Origin of the sequence: Psychrobacter phenylpyruvicus DSM 7000 = NBRC 102152 (assembly GCF_000685805.1) — a bacterium.
In the GTDB taxonomy this organism is placed as follows: Bacteria; Pseudomonadota; Gammaproteobacteria; order Pseudomonadales; family Moraxellaceae; genus Psychrobacter; species Psychrobacter phenylpyruvicus.
Map to the genome: position 1 here is coordinate 62406 of NZ_JMKP01000001.1, position 22299 is coordinate 84704.

Annotated in this window: 18 protein-coding genes; 13 read left to right on the forward strand and 5 right to left on the reverse strand. The window is 40.9% G+C overall.

What is annotated here, in order from left to right; all coding sequences use genetic code 11:
* The first annotated feature begins 330 nt into the window (after window positions 1-330).
* On the forward strand, window positions 331-675 hold the full coding sequence (locus tag G561_RS0100290) for a hypothetical protein (protein WP_028857751.1): 345 nt from the start codon (window positions 331-333) through the stop codon (window positions 673-675).
* 214 nt (window positions 676-889) lie between these two features.
* Here G561_RS0100290 and G561_RS0100295 read toward each other — a convergent pair whose 3' ends face one another.
* A complete protein-coding gene (locus tag G561_RS0100295; RefSeq protein WP_028857752.1) occupies window positions 890-1660 on the reverse strand; it encodes a Slam-dependent surface lipoprotein in 771 nt (256 codons plus the stop codon).
* A 448-nt stretch (window positions 1661-2108) separates the two neighbouring features.
* Between G561_RS0100295 and G561_RS0100300 the strand changes: the two genes are divergently transcribed.
* The 7 genes from G561_RS0100300 (at window position 2109) to G561_RS0100335 (ending at window position 6485) form a co-directional block, all read left to right on the forward strand.
* Window positions 2109-3440, forward strand: coding sequence for a tyrosine-type recombinase/integrase (locus G561_RS0100300; RefSeq protein WP_028857753.1), 1332 nt, complete (start codon window positions 2109-2111; stop codon window positions 3438-3440).
* A gap of 119 nt (window positions 3441-3559) precedes the next feature.
* Window positions 3560-4363: a hypothetical protein gene (locus tag G561_RS0100305; protein WP_028857754.1), complete on the forward strand. Its 804-nt coding sequence runs from the start codon at window positions 3560-3562 to the stop codon at window positions 4361-4363.
* A 170-nt stretch (window positions 4364-4533) separates the two neighbouring features.
* Window positions 4534-4761, forward strand: a complete 228-nt coding sequence (locus G561_RS0100310) for a helix-turn-helix transcriptional regulator (RefSeq protein ID WP_037031421.1) — start codon at window positions 4534-4536, stop codon at window positions 4759-4761.
* Window positions 4762-4763: 2 nt separating this feature from the next.
* The gene (locus G561_RS0100315; protein WP_028857756.1) at window positions 4764-5000 is read left to right on the forward strand and encodes a hypothetical protein; all 237 of its coding nucleotides are present in this window, start codon (window positions 4764-4766) and stop codon (window positions 4998-5000) included.
* A gap of 3 nt (window positions 5001-5003) precedes the next feature.
* Window positions 5004-5282: a helix-turn-helix domain-containing protein gene (locus G561_RS0100320; protein ID WP_028857757.1), complete on the forward strand. Its 279-nt coding sequence runs from the start codon at window positions 5004-5006 to the stop codon at window positions 5280-5282.
* Window positions 5269-5460, forward strand: a complete 192-nt coding sequence (locus G561_RS0100325) for a hypothetical protein (protein ID WP_028857758.1) — start codon at window positions 5269-5271, stop codon at window positions 5458-5460. Before G561_RS0100320 ends, G561_RS0100325 begins: the two co-directional genes overlap by 14 nt.
* Before the next feature lie 581 nt (window positions 5461-6041).
* The gene (locus tag G561_RS0100335) at window positions 6042-6485 is read left to right on the forward strand and encodes a YagK/YfjJ domain-containing protein (RefSeq protein ID WP_162165202.1); all 444 of its coding nucleotides are present in this window, start codon (window positions 6042-6044) and stop codon (window positions 6483-6485) included.
* Between the two features lie 1473 nt (window positions 6486-7958).
* Here the strand turns inward: G561_RS0100335 and G561_RS0100350 are convergent.
* Window positions 7959-9266, reverse strand: a complete 1308-nt coding sequence (locus G561_RS0100350; RefSeq protein WP_028857761.1) for an acetyl-CoA hydrolase/transferase family protein — start codon at window positions 9264-9266, stop codon at window positions 7959-7961.
* 403 nt (window positions 9267-9669) lie between these two features.
* On the reverse strand, window positions 9670-11268 hold the full coding sequence (gene guaA, locus G561_RS0100355; protein WP_028857762.1) for a glutamine-hydrolyzing GMP synthase: 1599 nt from the start codon (window positions 11266-11268) through the stop codon (window positions 9670-9672).
* Window positions 11269-11582: 314 nt separating this feature from the next.
* Here guaA and G561_RS0100360 point away from each other — a divergent pair, with 314 nt between their 5' ends.
* From G561_RS0100360 to G561_RS0100375, 4 genes are all read left to right on the forward strand, one after another.
* Window positions 11583-13310 (forward strand): FAD-binding oxidoreductase, encoded by a 1728-nt coding sequence (locus tag G561_RS0100360; RefSeq protein WP_028857763.1) that lies wholly within the window; start codon window positions 11583-11585, stop codon window positions 13308-13310.
* Window positions 13311-13416: 106 nt separating this feature from the next.
* Window positions 13417-15048 carry a glycerol-3-phosphate dehydrogenase/oxidase gene (locus G561_RS0100365; protein ID WP_028857764.1) on the forward strand — a complete coding sequence of 544 codons (1632 nt, stop codon included), beginning with the start codon at window positions 13417-13419 and terminating at the stop codon, window positions 15046-15048.
* A gap of 371 nt (window positions 15049-15419) precedes the next feature.
* The gene (locus tag G561_RS0100370; RefSeq protein ID WP_028857765.1) at window positions 15420-16988 is read left to right on the forward strand and encodes an FGGY-family carbohydrate kinase; all 1569 of its coding nucleotides are present in this window, start codon (window positions 15420-15422) and stop codon (window positions 16986-16988) included.
* Between the two features lie 355 nt (window positions 16989-17343).
* Window positions 17344-19251, forward strand: a complete 1908-nt coding sequence (locus tag G561_RS0100375; protein WP_028857766.1) for a BCCT family transporter — start codon at window positions 17344-17346, stop codon at window positions 19249-19251.
* Window positions 19252-19388: 137 nt separating this feature from the next.
* On the opposite strand, the gene G561_RS0100380 is transcribed toward G561_RS0100375, so the two are convergent.
* Entirely contained in the window at window positions 19389-20537 is a 1149-nt protein-coding gene (locus G561_RS0100380; RefSeq protein ID WP_028857767.1) for a MalY/PatB family protein, read from the reverse strand.
* Window positions 20538-20682: 145 nt separating this feature from the next.
* Between G561_RS0100380 and G561_RS13665 the strand changes: the two genes are divergently transcribed.
* A complete protein-coding gene (locus G561_RS13665) occupies window positions 20683-21828 on the forward strand; it encodes a WG repeat-containing protein (RefSeq protein ID WP_051584273.1) in 1146 nt (381 codons plus the stop codon).
* On the opposite strand, the gene G561_RS0100390 is transcribed toward G561_RS13665, so the two are convergent.
* Window positions 21825-22268, reverse strand: a complete 444-nt coding sequence (locus G561_RS0100390) for a GNAT family N-acetyltransferase (protein ID WP_028857768.1) — start codon at window positions 22266-22268, stop codon at window positions 21825-21827. The genes G561_RS13665 and G561_RS0100390 overlap by 4 nt on opposite strands.
* Between the last annotated feature and the right edge of the window lie 31 nt (window positions 22269-22299).

Consider the following 22299-nt stretch of genomic DNA (forward strand, 5'->3'; position numbering starts at 1 on the left):
AGCCGATTATAGATAGAGTTATGAAAAGCACCCTAGTGGGTGCTTTTTTGATTTAACCATATTTAACAATACTGCTTAATCATAAAATCTATTTCTAATCTAGATTATTAAAAAGGCTTTAAATATATTATAACTAATGGATTAAATAAGTTATTTTTAATAATAAAGTTTTAATAAATGATAAAGTATAGCGGATCAGGTAAGGTCGATTGTTGGTTTTAAAGTCAGCTAATTATCATAAAGCCCGTCTTTTCCATGCAATCAAAAGCTTTTCTCACCTCAAAAACTATTAATGACATTAAATATCTTTTTTCAACTCAGGACCCTTAAATGAACTTTAACCTTTCAATATTGTCATTATTGCTTTCTTTAATTCTGTTGGTTTGTTCCATTTTTGAATTAATACTAATGTTTAAAAAAAAGGAATTTAAATTATTTATTCTTATTATAATTTTCTTAGTCTTTGGCAGTTTTACTGAAAATTTGTTGTTATCAACATCTACCACTATTGGGTTAGGCCTAGCGTTAACAGCAGCGATTATCGCCATCAAAATAATTTTTTATCAACGCCACAAAGCAGATAAATACGTACGCACTTTGTTTTATGTTCAAATGCCAATCATCGTTATAAACGTGGCTACAGTTATAATTATTTGGTTATATTTAGGATTTTAGTACTTATTTAAAAATCAATAGATTGTCGCAGGTTTTATTATTTTTATGTTTAGGCCTAACTTTTTAGACACCCAATAAAAAAGCACCCAATCGGGTGCTTTTCGTTTTAAAACAATGCCTATAACTTAGACTTATTGCAATTTAATCAAAACCTGCAGTCATAAAATCGATGGTTCCTACCGCTCTACTAACAATTAACTGTAGAGCCTACTAACTACTGTTTACCGTTAAAGACACCTGTCCATTCTGTCTTACCAGCTTTGGTACCTTCAATCATGCCAGCAACTTCAGCAGCATTAGGCCCATAAAAACCCCCTGATACGATGCCCTTTGAGCTATCTAAAGAGGATTGCGCTGTCCCCGTTAGTTTATTGCCCTCTATATTAGCCTGGATACCTATCGATACACTGTCAGCTTTAAGTTTCCCTGTAAATTCTTTATTTACAAAATCGGCTTTATAGTTAGCAGTTCCGTCAATCAGATCGCCTTTAGCACTATTAGCCCCCCGATATAAGAAATATCCATTATATTCAGCAATACCACTATTCGGCATTTCAGGAGTTACATCCCCATTAAAAAACATATAGCTCATAGCGGGTCCATCGCTGTAATAGCCGATTTTGCTATAATCGGTCTTGCCGCAGCAAGTAGCCGTATCATTTATGCTAGTCCAGGTTCCTGCGTATATATTAGGATAAGAGATCACTATAGTTTTGTCTTCAATCTTGAGCATATCAAGATTACTGCTGTTAATTGACCCCGTGGTTGCTTTTTCAGCACCATTAGAAGCCACTATCTTTAAGTACTTACCTGTTTCAGTTTTTGTCGCTTCTGGTTTTGGTTCTGGCTTAATGGAAGGTGGCGGTGTTTTATCAGGTAGTGGCGTGGTTGGTGTTTGAGTTGAACTGCTACTACCGCCGCTGCTACATGAGGCGAGAAATAAAGTGGCTATAATACTTGCAGTGAGTTTATTGAAATAATGCATAGGTGCCTTCCTTGTCTGTGAGTGTGCTCTTTACTGACTGATTAATTGGTTTAAAAATTACTTTTTAAAAGCAAAAAACGAGTTTAGAGTATTCCTTCGCTCGATAGTTTATATTAAGTATGGCAACCCGACAATATTTACTGTTAATTTTAGAAGAAAATTAACTTTTCTATTTCTTAACGCTATAAATAGCTATCTCTAGCAACAACACTAAAAAAACAAGGTTTTGTTAAGCATGTAAGGCGACTCCTCTATACCTTAAAAAAGCACCCAATCGGGTGCGTCTTTTTGATTACCTAATATCATCTATTATTATCAATATCTAGTAATAACAAGGGATTGCTGATAAAATCTATTACCACAAGTTAGCACAAATTGGCTACCATTAGCACTTTAATTGGCTACCATATTGGCTACCAGAATTTATCAACTGTCCTAGGTTATGAAAATGTCAAAAACTAACAAAGGTATAACTACAATAACCCAAATAGAAAAAGCAATTAAGCAAGCAATCAAAGACGGCAAAACAACTATTAAACCGCTGATAGGTTATAAAGGGCTCGAACTTAGAATACGCCCACATAAAGACCGCACTGATGCCACAGCCGACTTCAGACACCGTTACACCCACCCTATTACTGGCAAACGCCCATATATGACTTTAGGACAATATCCAGCCTTAACCCTTGCTGATGCTAGACAGATGCACAGTGATAATATGGCATTATTGGTTAAGGGTATTGATCCGATAGAGCATCGAGATAACCAAAAACAAAAAGAACTAATAGACCGTATGAACACCCTAGACCACTTTATTAATGAGTGGGAGAATATTCGAAGTACCAAGAATTTAAAACCTGTCACTATAGAAAAGACCGAAAGACTATTAAGACCTATTAGACAACAACTAGGACATATGCGTGTTACTGATATAACCCCTAGTATAGTCATTCAGTTTATTAACGGCATACAAGAAAAAACCCCAAACAAAGGACTAAGAGTTAAGACCGCACTTAAAAGCATTTTACAACTTGCGTTAAAACATAGAGTTATTGAGTCTAACCCAGCAAGTGACTTGCAAGGCACACTTAAAACCCCTAAGACAAAACATCTGCCTGCTATTACAAACCCTGAACCATTCGCAAAACTACTAAGAGAAATTGACCAACTAGATGATGCTGGACAGCTTTACAACAAAAGCATATTGCAGTTACTGGCTTTAACTTGTGCTCGAATTGGTGATGTTGTATCTATGCAGTGGGCTGATATTAACTGGCTGACTAAACAATGGCAGTTTAAGCCACAAAAGGCAGGTAACAGGGGCGATATGGTAGCCGATATGGTAATACCACTAGCACCGCAGGCAATAGAGATATTAAAAAAATTACAGAAATTTACTGGCGATAAAGACCATGTATTTTACAACTCAAGACGCAAATTAGCACCCTACCACAACCCTGAAGAAGTTAACAAAGTTTTAAATAGTGGCTTAATGAATGACGGAAGAGGGTATAAAGGTATCCATAGCCCACATGGGTTTAGATCTTCAGCTAAAACTATGCTGATGGAAAGGCGAGGCTATGATGAACTGATAACAGAACTGGCTTTAGGTCATACTATGCTTAATAAATATGGAAGGGCTTATAACCGTATGGCAGGCATAGACCAAAGAACCAAAATGATGAATGATTGGGCGAACTATTTAGACGATCTTAGAGCTGGTAAGTTTGATAATATGATTTATGCCGACTTTAATCAGCAGAAAGCACAAAACGGCTAAGAGCCATTAACCAAATTGCAGGGCTAGGAGTAATTACCCGAAAACTAGCCATTTCATGCCTTAGGCTGGCACGCCCTGCACCTTATTTTTTCAAGGCATGGATTAGTTAAGGCATGGTTATGTTCAATTACTTTACGATAGAACAAGCTATCAAGTATGTTAACAACAAGGTTGATTATGACTTTTCATTTGAAAACCTAAAAGATTTAGAAACTTTCCAAGTTATTCAGCCTGTTTTTCTCTTTCAAGGATATGCTAAATTTCACTATGACGAAACAGAGGCAGTGACTGAAATAGGCGGTTATTTCACCTTAACTGAAACAGAGAGTTTAATATCTAAAGAAGATGTTCGTTTTGAAAAATGCTTTTTAGATCAACCAGCTTTAGATAATTATGATGGGTATGATGGAGAACTAGATGTTTGCTTAAACCTAGAAGAAAAGGGAGAAGACAACTCTGATGTTATATCGTTATACAGATGGATTAGAGACAGTCACGTAGAAATAAACCCATATCATTATAGTTTTTATCTATTCCACCTCGATGATGATAAAAGCGAAGTTATCAAGCATAAAATCAAGCCACACGAAGTCAGAATAAAAAAAGATGAACTGGATGACTGGTTGTCTAGTAGCTCTACAGACGATAATGTGCAAAAACTGCAAGCTCGAATATTAGAGCTTGAACAACAGCTTAGTCAGTCCAGCCAGCAAAGCGACATTTCTACCACAGAGTATACTACTCCTGCTATAGATGCTCTTAATGCAGTGGTTAAGAAATTTTGGCTAGACTATGACCCAAAACAAAAGAACGCCACAAAACAGCACACAATTAAAGAATGGGTAAAAGAAAATTACCCCATAATTACCGATAGCATGGCATTGTGGATAGACAGGATTGCCCGTCATCCTAGTGCAAAATAAACTTTTACCGTAACACCTTCAGGCTCTTAAAACTCAATGGCATTTAGTACCGTAACCTCACCGTAACCCCTTCCACCGTTACTCCTAACGGTATTGCCATAACGGTATATCAATAAACTAAGCTAACACCTGTTATCAGTTAAACCCATAACTAAACAGGAGTTAGCATCATGCTTAACATTCATGAAACCACTTCAAACCAGTACGGCTTACACCCACAAGGGCAAATTCGTATCAAGCCCACAGCTGACCTCGTAGGCGTGCATCACCAAACTTTACGCAGATGGTGGAAAGCTGACAAATTCCCAAAACCTATCAACATTAACGGCATCTTATTATTTAAGAATGCTGACATATTGGCATGGCTTGAAAAAGCCCACCGCACAGAAGGGGCTTAATCATGAATAAACCAATCAGATCAGCAAATGAATTACTAGATGACTTTTCATTCAGTATAGCGGTAGAACTCGAGCGGTTATCGTACTTTGAAGTCCTATTCAAAGCGATCAGAACAGATTTAACCAATAAAGGTCATTCAGCCAAAGCCTTAGCCAGTTTAGGCGAATATCTAGCACAAGATTTTACGTACTACTCACAGCTTGATCTTGAACAGCTAGAAAAAGAACAGGAGGTTTAGACAATGAATATTCAAAGCAGCAAGACACAGCGAGTTAAAGAATATCTATTATCAGGAAACCAAGTGACAGGCTTAGAGTTAATGCTGGATTTTAAATGTCTAGCTTATCGAGATGTGATCTATAGATTACGTAAACAAGGTTTAGCTATTCAAACTGAAATGGTAGGAAAGAAAGTTAAACACGCAGTTTATTGGATAGATAGAGAGGATATAGATAGAAACGCAGGCAAGTTAAGCACTAAAGGAACGTTAAAGGAGGTGATTAATCATGCTAAGAAGTAATCGCCCCTTTAACAGAACCCAAAGCAAATCAAAGCAACAAGCAGGATTATTAAACCGTATTTTTAAAAACTATTCAACTATATTGATTGTTTCTACCGCTACAATCATTTTGATACCTCCCACTTGCCAGCAAAAACCAGTAATGGCTATGGATAAGCTACAGGGGGCAGAGTTATGAAAATGCATAGATGCAATCGGTTTCATAGTTGCAATGCCCCCATATGCCCTTTAGATGACCAGTACCTCACACGTAAATACTTGAAAGGCGAACCAATTTGTTTTTATATGGCTGAGGCAGTCAAAGAAAACGGCAAAGATAAAATAAGGGGGGCTATAGGTATATCGGGAAGTATAAAGGTGCAATTATGCCTTGATACCGTACTGTCAACCCATAGACCCCCAAAATTTGGCAAATTGGCTAGAAAATTAAGGTTATCTATGACCACTAAAAGCCGTTTGAGGTTAAACGCTGATTAAGTTTACAACTGTGAACTATGTCAATATTGTACCCTGATTTTTTAATTGATCCATTCCCCCATAGCCAATACAGCCTATAGCATGGGGGCGTGGATAGATTAATAAAAATAGGTCGGTTTTTCATAATATCTTATAGTGTTTAATCCATACAGGTTTTACATGAGGCAGATAATCCATAAAAACAGCATTGTGCTGAATGGGTTAGAGTTGCCAGTAAATGCAAATAGTGAGCAGGGTTGTTACGTTGAAATACTCGAAGCTTTACACAGCCAAATGACTGCTATGATTAACATTCACTGCAAAGTTATGTTGCTTAGAGCCGATATTCGATTGTATGAATACACAGATGATAACAAGGTGATAAGCAAATTTTTAAGGCAGTTAAAAAAATGGCTTAGAAACAACTACAAAATTAAAGAAGTTGGTCATCTATGGGTTAGAGAAAGGGAGAAGTCAAAGCAACAGCACTATCATTTAATGCTGATGATTGACGCAAACAAAGTTAGACACCCAAAGCGAATAATCGAGCGTATAGATTATATGGCATCAATATATAATTTATCTGCATACACGCCTAAAAACTGCTATTACCTAATCAAAAGAGATGACCAAGATAAATTTAACGAGGCGTTTAAACGTGGCAGTTACTTAGCTAAACAGCGTGGTAAAGGCTACAAAGGCAAACTAGCTAACAACTATTCAGCCAGTAGAATTAAAGTTAATTAAAGGGTTGCACTTCAAGTGTGACCCTTTTTATTTGCAGTTAAAACTGTATCTGAACCTTTAACCAAAACCTGAGAAAACCTCAGATTGAATTTATTTTGCGGAGTGCTATAAAAAGGGATTTAGTGACAACTACAAGGAAGGGTTTTTGAACATTATAAAAAAAGGGGTAATTTTCGGACAACACAAGGAGGTTTATGGACAAGGAGGTTTATGGAACAGTACGCACACGCACGAGAAAGCGGTTTTTTATACACGCTTTATGTACTTTTCGGACACATTAGAGAGGTTTTTGGAGTCCATAAAAGAAAGGTTGTTAGACACGCTTACACAGCCACAGAGAAACGAATAAAAGGTTAAACTTGTTAACATCACCAGAGAACAGCACGTTAGCACATGGGGGGGTGTTGGCAATAACCATAAGCCATGACAGAGAACAGCACACGCAATCACACGTATAAAAAAATGGTTTGCAGATAATGTTAAAGGCAGGGGGCAATATTAAAGTTTAGAGCGTTTGGTTAAATGATCGCTGCCTTGTATAAATATTTATTATCGCAAAATTAAAAGTTTTGGTCATTGCAGAACCTGAAAAAACCTGAAATTTAAAACCTAATAAAACCTAACTTTTATTCCCTACTTGTTAACATTTGTTAACATCAAAACTAGTACAGAAAACTACCGTTGTTACTTCAAAAAACTTCAGTTTTATTTTAGTTTTTCGGACTGCAATAAAATGAACCTTACTCCTTAATAAGAGTTTTTTTACATTCTGAAAAAACTTTTTCGGAGCCCTTAAAGAAAGTTTTTGAGTAATCTAAAAAGCGTTTAAACCAAATATTTGCAACAGCCCACTACTGCGACAAAATGACAATTAAAATTGAATAACCCCCATTAGTGGAAATAGTATCTACTTGTCTTTATTCTCTTTCCAATACTGGTAAGCAAACCAAATAATCCCAAATACAGCACCGACAATTAAAGATCCAATAGTACTAGCAACAGCCTCTCCCATGTTTTCCTCACTTAATTAAACGATTTAGAACAATAGAATAATAACTAAGAGCCATAAACCTAGTCAATGAAAAAAGGTGCATAGTTAGTTGATTTAACAAAGTTATTGATCATGTATCAATTAAAAAAGTAGAACACGCAGAAACACCCGAACAGATGCTAAATGACATTGATGCTCTTGTTTTGTTTGGGAGAGATGCCTTACTCGATAAGCTAGAAAGTATGGCAGTAGCTAAGAATGTGAAAGTCTTTAAATTTACGCTTTTTTAATTAGTTTTTGAAAGTTATAAAAAGGTTAATTTATAGAAAATTTGATAGATATATGATTAAAAGGCTACCAAAACGGCTACCAAGTCAATTAACTGTAAAATTAATTGCTTTAAAATCAATATCTTATATATATAAAAAAAGCACCCAATCGGGTGCTTTTCGCGTTAAAAATACCACTTTTATTAATAAAAACTATTCTACTAGCAAACCACAACTTACCGCCTCAGCACGCAGCTGATCTCTAAACTTAGGATGGGCGATAGAGATTAAGCGCTCAACACGTTCCTGAATATTGGTACCTTCTAAACTAACAATCCCATATTCTGTGGCAACCATATCCACACTGTTACGGGTTAAAGTTACGATAGATCCTGGTTTTAACGAAGGAACAATTTTGGACATCTCTATCCGTTCGCCCTGCTCGTTTTTGGTAGTAAAAGAGGAATACAAAGCGATGATGCTACGACCATTTTTGGCCATCTGAGCGCCAACAGCCGTGGTAAACTGTCCGCCTGTACCACTAAACTGCTTATAACCAATAGATTCAGAACAGACTTGACCGGTTAAATCCACTTCCATGGCGGTATTGATAGAAACCATATTATCGTTTCTACTGATCACATAAGGGTCAGTGACGTAGGAGCCTCTACCCACAATAATTGAGGGGTTGTCGTCTAAGTAGTCATATAGACGCTGGCTGCCCAAGGCAAACGAAAACACGACCTTACCTCTATGTAATGACTTTTTCTTACCAGTGACAACGCCTTGCTCGATTAAATCTAACATGCCCGTCGTCATCATTTCAGTATGAATGCCCAGATCTTTTTTATCTTTCAAGCAGGCAGCAACCGCATTTGGGATTCCGCCGATGCCAATTTGAATGGTATCGCCATCTTCAATATGCTCTGCGATGAGCTTACCTATTTTTAAATCTTTTTCGTTGGGTTCGACCTCTGGTATTAAAGGAGGCTGATAATCCGCTTTAACCAAATAATCCACATTATCGATGTGTATTTCATTGTCACCAAAAGTTCTAGGGAAATTTTCATTAATCTCCAAAATAACCAACTTAGCATTTTCTATAAACTGGGTTTCATAAACATTGGATAAAGATAATGACATAAAGCCATGCTTATCAGGAGGTGTCGCCGAACCAATAAAAATATCAGGTGTGATATGTTTCATCCTATCAGAAGCTGATAAATACAGGTGATTGGGCACATAATTAACATTGCCATTTTTATGCGCGCCTCTCGTTACAGACGAAAAAAACATGCTATCAATATTAAAAGAGTCTCTATATTGTGCTTCATAAAACTTAGGTTGTAGCATAGATAAGCTATTAGTAATGGTGACATTATCAACACGGTCAGCGATGGTATGCAGATTTTCTAAAAATAGTTTTGCCTCACCAGCTCCCAGTCCTGTAACAACATGGTCACCACTTTTTACCAAGCTTAAAGCTTCTTCAAGACTTATTATTTTATTGTCAGAATTCATATTTCTCTCTAAATGTTTAATTGTTTTAAAAGTTATTAATAGCATATTACGTCGAGCAAACTATCATTAGAGCAGTTAAACTATATAAGATAGATTAAACAGTGCAGCGTAATAACCTTTCTCAGTATGAGGAGTGAAATAGCTCTACTCTTAATTTTTATGCTGTTAATTTTAAAGTAGTGCTCGTCTTTTATACGGCAAAATAAGGATTTGTTCAACCCAGTTTTAGGGCTAACATCGAAGTTTAACTAATTGATATCCTTACTAATAATTATAACAGTGTTATTTCAACTAAAATATTATTTGTGCTTTTTTTATATGGGGTGGCTATGTTTTGACACAAAAAAAAGCACCCACTGGGTGCTTTTTCGTTAACAATACGATTTGTAACTTAAACTTAAACTTATTCCCACTCAATCGTGGCAGGTGGCTTACTAGATACGTCGTAAGTCACACGGGACACATCCGCAATTTCATTCATGATACGGTTACTAACCGTCTCGATTAACTCATAAGGCAGGTGGGCAAAACGCGCGGTCATAAAGTCGATGGTTTCAACCGCACGTAAGGCAATAACCCAAGCATAACGGCGGCCATCACCGACCACACCCACAGACTTCACTGGGGTAAATACCGCAAAGGCTTGAGCAGTCTTTTCATACCAGCCTGATTTCTCAAGCTCTTGCATAAAGATAGCGTCTGCTTGACGTAGAATATCAGCATATTCTTTTTTTACTTCACCCAAGATACGCACCCCTAAGCCTGGACCTGGGAATGGATGACGGTAAATCATTTTGTGCGGTAAACCTAACGCCACACCTAGCTTACGCACCTCATCTTTAAATAAGTCACGTAAAGGCTCAACCAATTCAAACTGTAAGTCGTCCGGTAGACCGCCTACGTTGTGATGGCTCTTAATGACGTGAGCTTTGCCTTGGTGCGACTTCGCTGACTCAATAACGTCAGGATAAATTGTACCTTGTGCCAAGAATTCAATAGGCTTACCATCACTGCCTTGACTGATATCACGCGCCGCATCAGAGAACACATCAATGAAGGTTTTACCAATGATTTTACGTTTCGCTTCTGGGTCAGTCTCACCCGCCAGCGCAGTTAAGAAGCGGTCTTCAGCATCAACACGGATAACTTTTACCCCCATGTTTTCAGCGAATACCTGCATCACTTGGTCACCTTCATGCAAGCGTAATAGACCGTTGTCCACAAACACACAGGTCAGCTGATCGCCAATGGCTTTATGCAGTAGCGCCGCCACAACAGAGCTATCCACACCACCCGATAGGCCTAATAAAACCTGCTTATCACCAATTTGCTCTTTTAGCTGTTCCACACGCATATCGATAATGTTGTCTGGCGTCCAACTGCCAGCACAGCCACAAATTTGATGCACAAAGCGCGATAATAAAACATCGCCCTGTAAAGTGTGAGTGACTTCTGGATGGAATTGTAGACCATAATATTTTTTGTCTTCATTAACCATCACAGCAATTGGACAACTTGGGGTGCTGGCTACCACCTCAAAACCTTCTGGAGCTTCAACCACTTTGTCACCATGGCTCATCCATACATGCAAGCGGCTGTTGTCTTGATGCTCATCTTCGATGCCATCAAGCAAGGTGCTAGCCCCTGTAATATCAATGGTTGCTGCCCCAAACTCATGCACATCACTGGCTTGTACTTTACCACCAAAGTGATCAGCCATCGCTTGCATGCCGTAGCAAATACCTAAAATAGGCACATTCAAATCAAAAAGTGCTTGATTGATTTTTGGGCTGTTTTCGTCGTGCACACTTTCAGGACCACCGGATAAGATAACGCCTTTGGCACCAAACGCTTCAATACGGCTAGTGTCGATGTCATAAGGATACATCTCACAGAAAACACCGGCTTCGCGCACACGGCGGGCAATAAGCTGGCTGTACTGTGAACCATAATCAATAATTAAAATACGGTCTTCTTTGATGGCAGGTGTGTTATTACTCATAGTGATGTCCAATTGGGCAAGTCTAATTCAAAGTTAAGTCAGGTCAATTTACAGATTGATATAAAGGTTATCTAACCGTGACGTAGAAATAGGGGTAAAATTATATCTGGCTATTTTAACAAGAATCTAAGCCCTAATGGGGAATTGTGTTTTTAAATGCTTTCGAAAAGTGTAATTAATTCAGTAAGGCAATAGATTGAATCTATATTACTTAAATTTTGTTAATAAATAGTTTATTGTGTTGTATTGAATACAAACAATTAGTAATATATTATTTAAATCATGACTATAACAAATGGAAAGGTTATATCCCTATGAGCAAAATCACCTCCCTTTTACGTAAAATCACAGCTTCTAATACGTCGCCTGCCAATAAGACCGACCAACCCGCATTAGACTTCCCTGCCAAAAGCAATACCCCCAAAGAACAGACCCGTTGGAATGGCTGGGGCAATATCAATATCAATAAAGCGGTCTCACCTCATGGGGCTAAGCTGATTAAATCTCATATCGGCAAAACTCAAAAACTGTCTTCTGTCAGTCTAGACTCGGTATTAAAGACAGTTCCTCCCTCACGCCTGCCTACAGCCTTAACCGAATTGGCAATGGTCTCTACTGACAACGAAATACGGGTCAGACATGCGCGTGGCCAAAGCTTCCCTGACTGGGTTGCCATGCACAGTGGTGATTTTGGTGTTTTCCCAGATGGGGTCGCCATGCCAAAAACCACTGAAGATGTCGCAAAGCTATTGGACTTAGCCAGTAAGCATGACCTAGTAGTTATCCCTTACGGTGGCGGAACTTCTGTGGCCGGCCATATCAATCCACCAAAAGACCCTCGCCCAGTATTGACCATTGCCACCGGACATATGGATAAGCTCATTGATTTAGATGAGGAAAGCCAAATTGCTACCTTTGGCGCGGGTGCTCAAGGGCCTGCTGTAGAAGCACAACTGAATGAGCGTGGCTACCGATTGGGACACTATCCACAGTCGTGGGAATTATCGACATTAGGCGGCTGGATTGCGGCTCGCTCAAGTGGCCAACAGTCTTTAGGCTATGGCCGTATCGAACAAATGTTCGCCGGCGGCACCTTGGTCACCCCTCAAGGCAAGCTCACCATACCTGATATCCCTGCCTCCTCTGCCGGTCCTGATTTGCGTGAGATGATGATGGGTACTGAAGGCCGTGCCGGTATCTTTACTGAAGTCAAAATGCGGGTACAGCCTCAGCCTGAGCAAGAGCTGTTTAAAGTCGCATTTTTGCCCAACTGGGAAGCTGGGAAAAAGGTGTTAAAAGAAGCGGTTCAAAACAATGTTCGCCTATCTATGTTACGCCTAAGCAATGCCACTGAGACCAATGCCCACCTGCACTTAGGCACCACGCGCAGTCAGTTCTTAGCCATTACTGCCTACTTAAGATCTAAAGGATTAGGCTCTGATAAAGTAATGCTCACTTATGGCGTGACAGGTAATAAAGCCCAAAACGCACTGGCATTGGCTCAGTTTAAACAACTGTTAAAGCAAAATGGCGGTGTTAGTGGCAAGTTAGCAGACTTGATGGGATCAATATGGGCGCATGGCCGCTTTAAATTCCCGTATTTGCGTGGCACTTTATGGGAAAAAGGCATCATGGTCGATACCTTTGAGACCTCGACCAACTGGACCAATATTGACCAACAAATGGCCGCTATGCAGAAAGCCGTTCGTGAATCACTGCGAGAGCATGGTGAACAGGTGATGGCATTTACCCATATTTCGCATGTTTATAAACAGGGCGCAAGCTTATATACCACCTATTTCTTTAGAGCCGCTAAGAGCCATGATGAGACGCTACAGCGTTGGCAGAAAATTAAGCACGCCGCCAGTACCAGTGTCGCTAACGGCAAAGCCACGATCTCACATCAACATGGTGTGGGCCGTGACCATGCTCCTTATCTAGTGGCGGAAAAAGGCGAGCTTGGGCTACAAGTGACTCGTGACATGCTGCAAAGTTTAGACCCTGAACAGCGTATGAATCCAGGTGCTTTGCTAGAGGAGTAATAGAGGACTAAATTACTCAAAGACTAAAGCTTGTACTAGCGGTAGGAATAACCACCCCTGCCATTTTGCTACACATTAATTGTCACCCATTGATCAGGAGTCACCTATGACCCAGACACAGCAGCGTCAACACGCCTTAACTCCCCTTTTGCGTACCGAGCCTTGGGATATGTTGATTATTGGCGGTGGTATTACTGGGGCTGGTATTGCCCGAGAAGCCGCCAAACGTGGTCTGCAGGTACTGTTAATTGAACAAAAAGACTTCGCTTGGGGCACCTCGAGTCGCTCTAGCAAAATGGTACATGGTGGGCTACGTTATATTGCCTCTGGAGACTACAAAACCACGGTACTCAGTGTTCGTGAGCGCGAACGTATGCTGAAAGAAGCGGGGGGTCTAGTCAATGAAATGCACTATATGATGCCCCATTATAAAGGCAAGTTTCCAGCGCCTTGGATGTTCAACACTCTACTTAGGGTCTATGACAAACTGGCCGGAAAACGCTATTTTAGATACTTCAAAAAAGACGCTTTTTCACCGTTAAACCCTGGTATTAAACAAGATAAATTACTGGGTGCCAGTCAATTTAGTGATGCGGTCACTGATGACTCACGCTTGGTGATGCGAGTGCTCGCTGAAGCCATGCACGATGGGGCACAGGCTATTAATTATCTCAAAGCTGAGCAGTTGTTAAAAAACGATCAAGGTTTAGTGGTCGGAGCAAGGTTGGTGGACACTGCCGCCCCACAGCGCACTGAAACTTATGAAGTTTATGCCAAAGTAGTGGTTAGCGCCACTGGCGCTTGGGCTGATGATCTGCGCATGCAAGCTTTATCTAAGACATCCAGCGACTTTCATAAGCAAATTCGTCCGTCTCGGGGCAGCCATTTAGTGATTAGCCAGCAGCGACTTCCGATTGAACAGGCGTATACCTTACTGCACCCCGTAGATAAAAGAGCCTTATTTGTCTTTCCTTGGGAAAATAGAACCGTCATTGGTACCACTGACTTAGACCACCCACCCCTTGATGAGCAAGAGGTCGGTATCACCAATGAGGAAGTCGACTATCTATTACAAGCGGTAAATGGGCTGTTTGATCATACTGAGTTGAGCCGCGAAGATATTATCAGTACTTGGGCAGGGGTTCGTCCATTGATTTCTGAAGGCGGTGATGGCAAAAGGGTCAGTCCTAGCAAAGAGAAACGGGATCACAGCGTGTGGTTGGACAATAATTTAGTCACAGTCAGTGGCGGTAAATTGACCACCTTCCGTCTTATTGCCCTTGACGTGCTTGAAATCTGTCAGCAGGTATTACCGATTGACAATGATGCGGCCATAGATGATGCTGTCTTTAGCAATCCGGTACCGAGCAATGACAAATTGGCTCAGTTACCTGCCCCATTCCAGTACCGCTTGCAAGGTTTTTACGGCCGTCAATTAGATCAATTACTTGAGCTTGCAGATAATCAAGATCTTATCCCTGTCGCTGACAGCAATACGCTGTGGGCAGAGGTTAGATTTGCGGCACGTTATGAGCAAGTTATTCATCTAGATGATTTATTACTGCGTCGTACTCGTCTAGGTCTTATCTTGCCGCAAGGGGCGATGATAGATTCCGTAACCGATAAACTGCAACAAATTTGTCAGACAGAGCTTGGTTGGGATCAACAAAAATGGCAACAAGAAGTCGCCCGTTATCAAGCCCTTTGGCAAAATTATTACCATTTACCGGCGGCATAATCCGTCAATTTTAACAACTTCGACAGTGATTAACAGGCTAGCTTAGAGTCGTGATTTCCAGTAACTTATATTATAGTAAGTCGCATTGACTCTGTAACTGGCCTAATTTATAACTATTGTCGTAAAGGATAAAGTTTCTCAAAGGATTGAGTTCTTAGGGACCTTTAAGGTTAGCAATAAGCGTTATCCGCTTTTTGGCCTGATAGGTTAATATTTTTAACCTAATAATGAGGCTCCCTAATCATCCCCTGCCCTCAGTCCTAGCAACATCCTATGATGACTCTATCCAAAAATGTAGGCTAGCTACGGAATATTTTTTTATCAATATCCCAAAGCCAATTTTCTTATTAATGACCGAGTGGCACACCTTTATGAGCGTTACAGATGAAACCCCGATTTATTTATTGGCTATAGACAATGGCACCCAAAGCATCAGAGCCTTAATCTTTGATCAGTTTGGCACCGAAGTTGCTAAGGCTCGTACCCCTATTGAGCCTTATTTTTCTACTGAAGCCAACTTTGCTGAGCAGCATGCCCATTATTATTGGCAAAAGCTTAGTGAAACCTGTCAGCAATTATGGCAAAGCTGCGATATCAAGCCTTCGCAAATTGCTGGGGTTAGTCTGGCCACACAACGCTATACCATGATTTGTCTTGATAAAGACAAACAGCCGCTACGCCCGGCCATTGTCTGGATGGATTTTCGCCAAGGTGAGACCAATGATTTGGGGGTTTTTGACCCCCTCATCAAACTGGCCGGGTTAGGAGAGTTGGCAGAAGAGGCTCAGAAAAAAGCCCGCTGTAATTGGTTATCCCGTCATGAGCCTGAAATTTGGGCGAAGACTGCCCATTATGTCAACTTATCGGCCTATTTGACTTATAAGCTGACCGATGATTTAGTCGACTCATCGGGTCAGACCACCGGCTACTTGCCTTATGACTACAAGGCGCAACAGTGGATGAAGCCCAGTAACTTTAAGTGGCGCTTATTCAGCTGCCGCATTGAACAGATGCCAAGACTGGTCGAGCCTGGCCAAAAACTGGGTCATATTACCGCCGAAGCGGCAGCAGCCACAGGTATTATTGAGGGAACACCGATGATTGCTGCGGCCAGTGACAAGGCTTGTGAAGCACTGGGCAGCGCCGGCTTATCTACCGATACCGCCTGCCTAAGCTTTGGCACCACGGCCACTATTAACACCACCTCAACCCGTTATATCGAGGTGATAAAACACATGCCCGCGTATACCGCAGCGGCCCCAAATTACTACAACCACGAGTATATGATTTACCGCGGATTTTGGATGGTCAGCTGGTTTAAAGAGCAGTTTGCCCATTACGAAGCACAGCTGGCGAAGACCCAAGGCATTGATACTGAACACTTATTGGATCAAGCGGTTAAGGACATTCCTGCCGGCTCCATGGGATTAATGTTACAGCCGTACTGGTCACCTGGTGTGCGTCACCCTGGACTTGAAGGCAAAGGCGCCTTGATTGGTTTTGGTGATGTGCATACCCGCGCTCATGTTTATCGGGCTATTTTGGAAGGGTTGGCTTATGAGCTAAAACTTGGGTTTGATACCATTGAGAAGCGCACTCGCCAAACCATTAAACACCTTCGTGTCTCTGGTGGCGGAGCTCAAAGCGATGCAGCGATGCAGCTGACCGCAGATATTTTTGCCATGCCAGCCTATCGCCCTCATACTTATGAGGCTTCCGGATTGGGGGCTGCCATAAACTGTGCCGTGGGCCTTGGCATTTATCCAGATTATTCTACCGCAGTTGAAGCTATGACCCATTTGGGCGATGAGTTTTTGCCCATCCCTGAAAATGTTGCGCTTTATAAACGCCTGTACAATGAGGTTTATCTGAAGATGTATGACCGCTTAAAGCCCTTATATCATAGTATTCAGGACATTACTGGCTACCCAAAAAAATAACCCTTTTAGCATAAGACTCCGCTCATGAAAATTACCCAGTTAATTGTCTTTTTTATTGTCGTCTTTATTCTCAACTATTTGCTGAATATGCTATTAAAGTTGGGACAAGACCTGTCTTATATAGCCATACTCAGCATTATTACTACTGGTTTATTTTATTTGCTAACTCTTATGCGAGACCGGCGGTCAAAGTAACAGATAAGCCTACTAAACTAGCTTCCCTCTTCTGTTATCCCCTCATTGTTTATCAGTGGCTCAAGCACTCCTATAAATTTAATAGACTGTGTTAAGATAGCGCTACCTATTAAGTTTTATTAAAGAGCCTTAGTGCTAATAACAACTCAGGAGAGGCAATATGACAAACTCCAGTAATAACCGGAGTAACGACACAGAGCGTGGGCTCAAAAAAAACCACAGCTCAACCAGCCACTCGCGACATAGCTCAAAAGAGTATCTTCCTGATTTTATTCGAAGTACTTACGAGCATAGACGGCCACCCCGTTTAGGCACCTTTAATGCGCCAATGAACATCACTCAGCGCCGTCCCGATCACGAGCCTGACACTCGTATCGACAAGTTCACGTTCGGCATGGTTTTGGTGATTCTATTAGGCATCTGTATTCCCTTAGTTTTCTTTCCAGAACAAGGGAAACATTGGGTAGAGATTGCACGTAATTTTGTTACCACCAATTTTGGCTTTGCCTATTTGGCCTTTGGTATTTTGGCGATGATATTTGTAATTTACATCGTCTTCTCTGACATTGGTAATATCAAGCTCGGTCGCCCCGAGGACACCCCAGAGTTTAATGATGCCTCTTGGGCAGCCATGCTATTCTGTGGTGGTATTGGGGCCAGTATTTTGTATTGGGGTCTTATTGAATGGGCCTATTATTACCAAGCCCCACCCTTTGGCATTGCTGCTGAGTCCACTGATGCCATCCGCTGGGCCACAACCTATGGCATTTTCCACTGGGGACCTGTGGCTTGGGCCATTTATCTAGTGCCCGCTGTCCCCATCGCCTATTTTTATTATGTGCGTCAAACTCCAGTATTGAAGGTGAGTCAAACCCTAATGCCTTTACTGGGTGAGAAGTTGGCGGGAAGCAATTGGGCGAAGATGCTCGATGTGCTGTTTGTATTCGGTATGGTTGGGGGTGGTGCTACCACTTTAGGTCTGGCGTCACCGCTAATTAACGAGGGCCTATATAACTTATTTGGCCTACCACGCAACATTACCATGCAGTTGGTAGTGCTATTAGTGACCACCTTAATTTTCGCTTATAGTGCTTATCAAGGTTTAAAAGGCGGTATTCAAAAACTATCGAATATTAACTTTTACTTAGCAGTGGCACTGTTATTATTCATCCTTATCGCTGGTCCGACTGTCTTTATTTTTAATACCGGACTTGAAGCTTTGGGTCGCTCTATTGCTGAAATGCCACGGATGATGACTTATATTGAGCCTTTCAAAGACTTTGGTGACTTCGGGTTCAAACACACTACTTTCCCACAAGACTGGACCGTATTCTACTGGGCATGGTGGCTAGTATTTGCCCCTACCATTGGTCTATTCATCGCCAAAATTTCACGCGGTCGTACCATTCAAAATATGGTGGTAGGCTCTATGTTTTATGGCTCGTTAGGCTGTGCAATGTTCATGATTATCTTAGGTAATTATGGCTTGTATTTACAGTTAAACGGTACTGTCGATGTGGTGAGTATTCTTAATAACGAATCGGCTACCGCGGCTATTTTTGCTATCCTAAACAGCTTACCCATGCCTTATGCGGTAGTGGCAGTATTCACTTTCTTAGCGGTTATTTTTACCGCGACCACCTTCGACTCAATCTCCTATATCTTAGCGTCTGTGGTACAAGTAGAGGTGGACGACGAGCCACACCGTTGGAACCGTTTATTTTGGGCATTTACCCTGTGTTTATTGCCTGCGATTTTGATGTTCTTAGGCGATTTAGCGACGCTACAAACTGCCTCGATTATCGCTGGTGCACCGCTGATTGTTATTCTGTCTTTAATGATGCTATCGGTAATAAAAGCAGCACGTTATGACCTTTATTATCAGCCTGACTATTATCTAAAAACGATTCATATTGAAGAGCTAGCAGAGAGTGCCCCTTGGGAAGAAGGCAAAACTTCAGAAGCTCCAGAAGGCTCAATTTTGGCCTTACAAGATGAGTGGGAGCAGATGCGTGAGGAAAATGGGGAAGAAAAAAACGCAGAAACGCTAGACAAACGTGACAGCTAGTTTTCTCCGCACATAACCCTAAAGCCGAAGCACGTAATCGTAAAATAGAGCCGTAAAAAAGGTTGGATTAGCAGACTAATCCAACCTTTTTTTGTGCTTAATCTTGATAACTAACGTAGCGATTTACAGTTTATAGGCTAGACCAAAGCCTGTTTTACTCTATTTAATCCTTGCGCCAATATAGACTGGGGACAAGCCACATTAATACGCAGTTTTAAGTGTCCCTCTTCCCCATACTGAATACCGGAATTCAGCTCGACTTTGGCATCACGCAGCGCATCATATAATGCCTTATCCTCATCAGCATAAGCCGAACAATCTAACCAAATCAAATAAGAGGCCTCAGGACGCATCACCTTAATGTCTGGCAAATGAGTGGCCAAGTAATCAATCGTAAAATCGATATTTTTCTCAATATAAGCCAAAGCCTGCTCGAGCCATTCACCACCCTGCTTATACGCACTTTGCATCACTGTATAAGCAAATAAATTCAACTCATATTCATCGTTTAATTGCTGTTGCTGCTTGATTTGCGTCGCTAACGCCTTATCTTTTACAAAGATCATCGAGCCTTTAATACCTGCCACATTAAAGGTTTTGGTCATCGAGGTTAAGCTCACCACCATGTGCTCATAGCCTTTGGCCAGGCTTAAAAATGGGGTGAAATTATGACCACTCAGCGTCAAATCCTGATGAATCTCATCACTGACCACGGCCACTTGATACTTTTTACATAGCTCTAATACCGCCTTTAGCTCATCGGGTGTCCACACTCGCCCACCTGGATTGTGCGGATTACACAGCAAAAACACTTTGACTTTATTTTTCTTAATCTTGGCTTCCATGTCCGCCAAATCAAACTCATAACGTCCCTGCCTCTCTACCAGTGCTGAGCTGATCACCTTGCAGCCATTCAACTTGGTTTTGGTCACAAATGGGGTGTAAATCGGGTCATTAATCAATACCGCATCACCCACTTCAGTAAACAGATTGAGCATTAAAGAGATACTCGGCACCACCCCAGGGGAAAACAATATCTGCTCTTTTTCCAGCGCCAGTCCATAGCGGCGAGTGTGCCAATCTATAATCGCTTGGTACAACTCATCTGTTTGCTTGGTATAGCCCAAGATGCCGTGATCCACAACACGCTGTAAGCTATCCAAAATAGGCTGAGCAGCTTTGAAGTCCATGTCTGCCACCCACAGCGGAATGGTATCATCTGCATAATGCCACTTAATTGATCCGGTATTGCTTCTGTCTATGACTTCATCAAAATTGTATTGCATGGATTGTTCCTAAATACCCAAATAAACGTATATACTCACCCATTATAGAGCAGAAGATTATCTGTTGCCTCGATACTGCCCTCAACCTAGCACACTTTCTCAGCGGTTATACCAAGTCATGCAATATAACAGCCAAAAGCAACTTATGACACAGTCAAATTTATCACCCTCAAATAACTCTACAACCTACTATTCAATGATAAACAAACCTCATCTAAATAATTCTTACGAGGGCTTGGTAGTTATTGAAGTTGATAATAAGTACGGGTTTATGGATAAGTCAGGCAACTTAATCATAGAACCTAAATACCTAGGCATAATCGGTTTCGGTGAGGGGCTAATTGGGGTACAAATCGAAGATGATACTCATCTTTTTTTATGTGGTTTTATTAACTATCAAGGCGAGACTGTTATTCCCTTTGAATACGAACAAGCATCACCCTTCTCACAAGGTTTATCCCCTGTGCAAAAAAACGATAAGTACGGGTTTATCGACCGTCATAATCAAGTTGTCATACCCTTTAAATTCGACCATGCTAATACTTTCGCGGAAGGTGGTTTGGCAAGAGTTCAAATTAATGATAAATGGGGATTTATTAATACTCAAGGCCAGCTAGCCTTCCCGCTTTTTGATGATGCTAGTCTGTTCCAAGCAGGTTTGGCTTCAGTACATAAAAATACCAAAACTGGCGTGATAAACACCTATGGCGAGATTGTTATCCCCTTTATATTCGACAATCATTACCTTGATTTTATCGATGGATTGGCAAGGGTTATGCAACAAGATAAGTGGGGCGTCATCAATAAAAAAGGAGATATCATAATTCCCATTGAATACGATGACATTGGTTATTTTGACGAAGAGGGCTTATTAGCGGTAAAAAAGGACGATCAATGGGGATATGTAGATCAACGAGCCAATATAGTTATACCTTTACAGTATGAAGAAGCAGAAGGCTTTAGTGAGGGACTTGCCCTTGTTAAAAAGGAGGATAACTATGGATTTATAAACCCTGAACAGCACCTCACAATTCCATTTATATATGAGCACGCTTTATCATTTAAAGACGGATTAGCAGCGGTAATGACTGATGATAAGTATGGTTTTATTAATCATAAGGGTGACGTTATCCTTCCATTTAAATATGATTTGGTTGGTGCCTCTAACAATGACTTATTTAGTGTAAAAATCGTTGATGGCGTGGGCTGGCATACAATCAACCGTCAAGGACAGAGAGTTGATAATCAACAACTTATCTTTTATCACGTCCCCTCTGTTGTTAGCCCTTAAGTATCAATGCGCTCCAATACTGTTATTGCTTTATTACGGTAATAAAGATCATCACGCACGTTAAAGCCCAATCGCTCCCAGAATTTATTACCAATCTCATTACGCTGGAAGATAAATAAACCCACTTTCGATATGGACAATTGACTCATTTCGTCCAATACATTTTTTACCAACGCCTGACCAAGTCCTTGGTTACGATATGCTGGTAGCACCGCTGTATGGTAAATATATCCACGCCGACCATCCTCTCCGGCGATAATAACGCCTATGATTTCTTTATATTCATTTTCTGCCACAAAACTAAGCGTTGGATTACGGGTTAGCATACGCTTGATACCTTGATAAGAGTCATCTATATCGTTTAATCCCATTCCAGGAGTATTTATCCACAGCTGGTATACTGCATCGTAATCGTTCATTGTCATTGGGCGGATGAGCATGGGGTTGGCCTTGTTGGTTGGCTAAGATACA

Bases quoted from the DNA above. Each gene is read 5' to 3' on its own strand.
- G561_RS0100290 (WP_028857751.1), top strand. From the start codon at position 331: ATGAACTTTAACCTTTCAATATTGTCATTATTGCTTTCTTTAATTCTG.
- G561_RS0100295 (WP_028857752.1), bottom strand. From the start codon at position 1,660: ATGCATTATTTCAATAAACTCACTGCAAGTATTATAGCCACTTTATTT.
- G561_RS0100300 (WP_028857753.1), top strand. From the start codon at position 2,109: ATGTCAAAAACTAACAAAGGTATAACTACAATAACCCAAATAGAAAAA.
- G561_RS0100305 (WP_028857754.1), top strand. From the start codon at position 3,560: ATGTTCAATTACTTTACGATAGAACAAGCTATCAAGTATGTTAACAAC.
- G561_RS0100310 (WP_037031421.1), top strand. From the start codon at position 4,534: ATGCTTAACATTCATGAAACCACTTCAAACCAGTACGGCTTACACCCA.
- G561_RS0100315 (WP_028857756.1), top strand. From the start codon at position 4,764: ATGAATAAACCAATCAGATCAGCAAATGAATTACTAGATGACTTTTCA.
- G561_RS0100320 (WP_028857757.1), top strand. From the start codon at position 5,004: ATGAATATTCAAAGCAGCAAGACACAGCGAGTTAAAGAATATCTATTA.
- G561_RS0100325 (WP_028857758.1), top strand. From the start codon at position 5,269: ATGCTAAGAAGTAATCGCCCCTTTAACAGAACCCAAAGCAAATCAAAG.
- G561_RS0100335 (WP_162165202.1), top strand. From the start codon at position 6,042: ATGATTAACATTCACTGCAAAGTTATGTTGCTTAGAGCCGATATTCGA.
- G561_RS0100350 (WP_028857761.1), bottom strand. From the start codon at position 9,266: ATGAATTCTGACAATAAAATAATAAGTCTTGAAGAAGCTTTAAGCTTG.
- guaA (WP_028857762.1), bottom strand. From the start codon at position 11,268: ATGAGTAATAACACACCTGCCATCAAAGAAGACCGTATTTTAATTATT.
- G561_RS0100360 (WP_028857763.1), top strand. From the start codon at position 11,583: ATGAGCAAAATCACCTCCCTTTTACGTAAAATCACAGCTTCTAATACG.
- G561_RS0100365 (WP_028857764.1), top strand. From the start codon at position 13,417: ATGACCCAGACACAGCAGCGTCAACACGCCTTAACTCCCCTTTTGCGT.
- G561_RS0100370 (WP_028857765.1), top strand. From the start codon at position 15,420: ATGAGCGTTACAGATGAAACCCCGATTTATTTATTGGCTATAGACAAT.
- G561_RS0100375 (WP_028857766.1), top strand. From the start codon at position 17,344: ATGACAAACTCCAGTAATAACCGGAGTAACGACACAGAGCGTGGGCTC.
- G561_RS0100380 (WP_028857767.1), bottom strand. From the start codon at position 20,537: ATGCAATACAATTTTGATGAAGTCATAGACAGAAGCAATACCGGATCA.
- G561_RS13665 (WP_051584273.1), top strand. From the start codon at position 20,683: ATGACACAGTCAAATTTATCACCCTCAAATAACTCTACAACCTACTAT.
- G561_RS0100390 (WP_028857768.1), bottom strand. From the start codon at position 22,268: ATGCTCATCCGCCCAATGACAATGAACGATTACGATGCAGTATACCAG.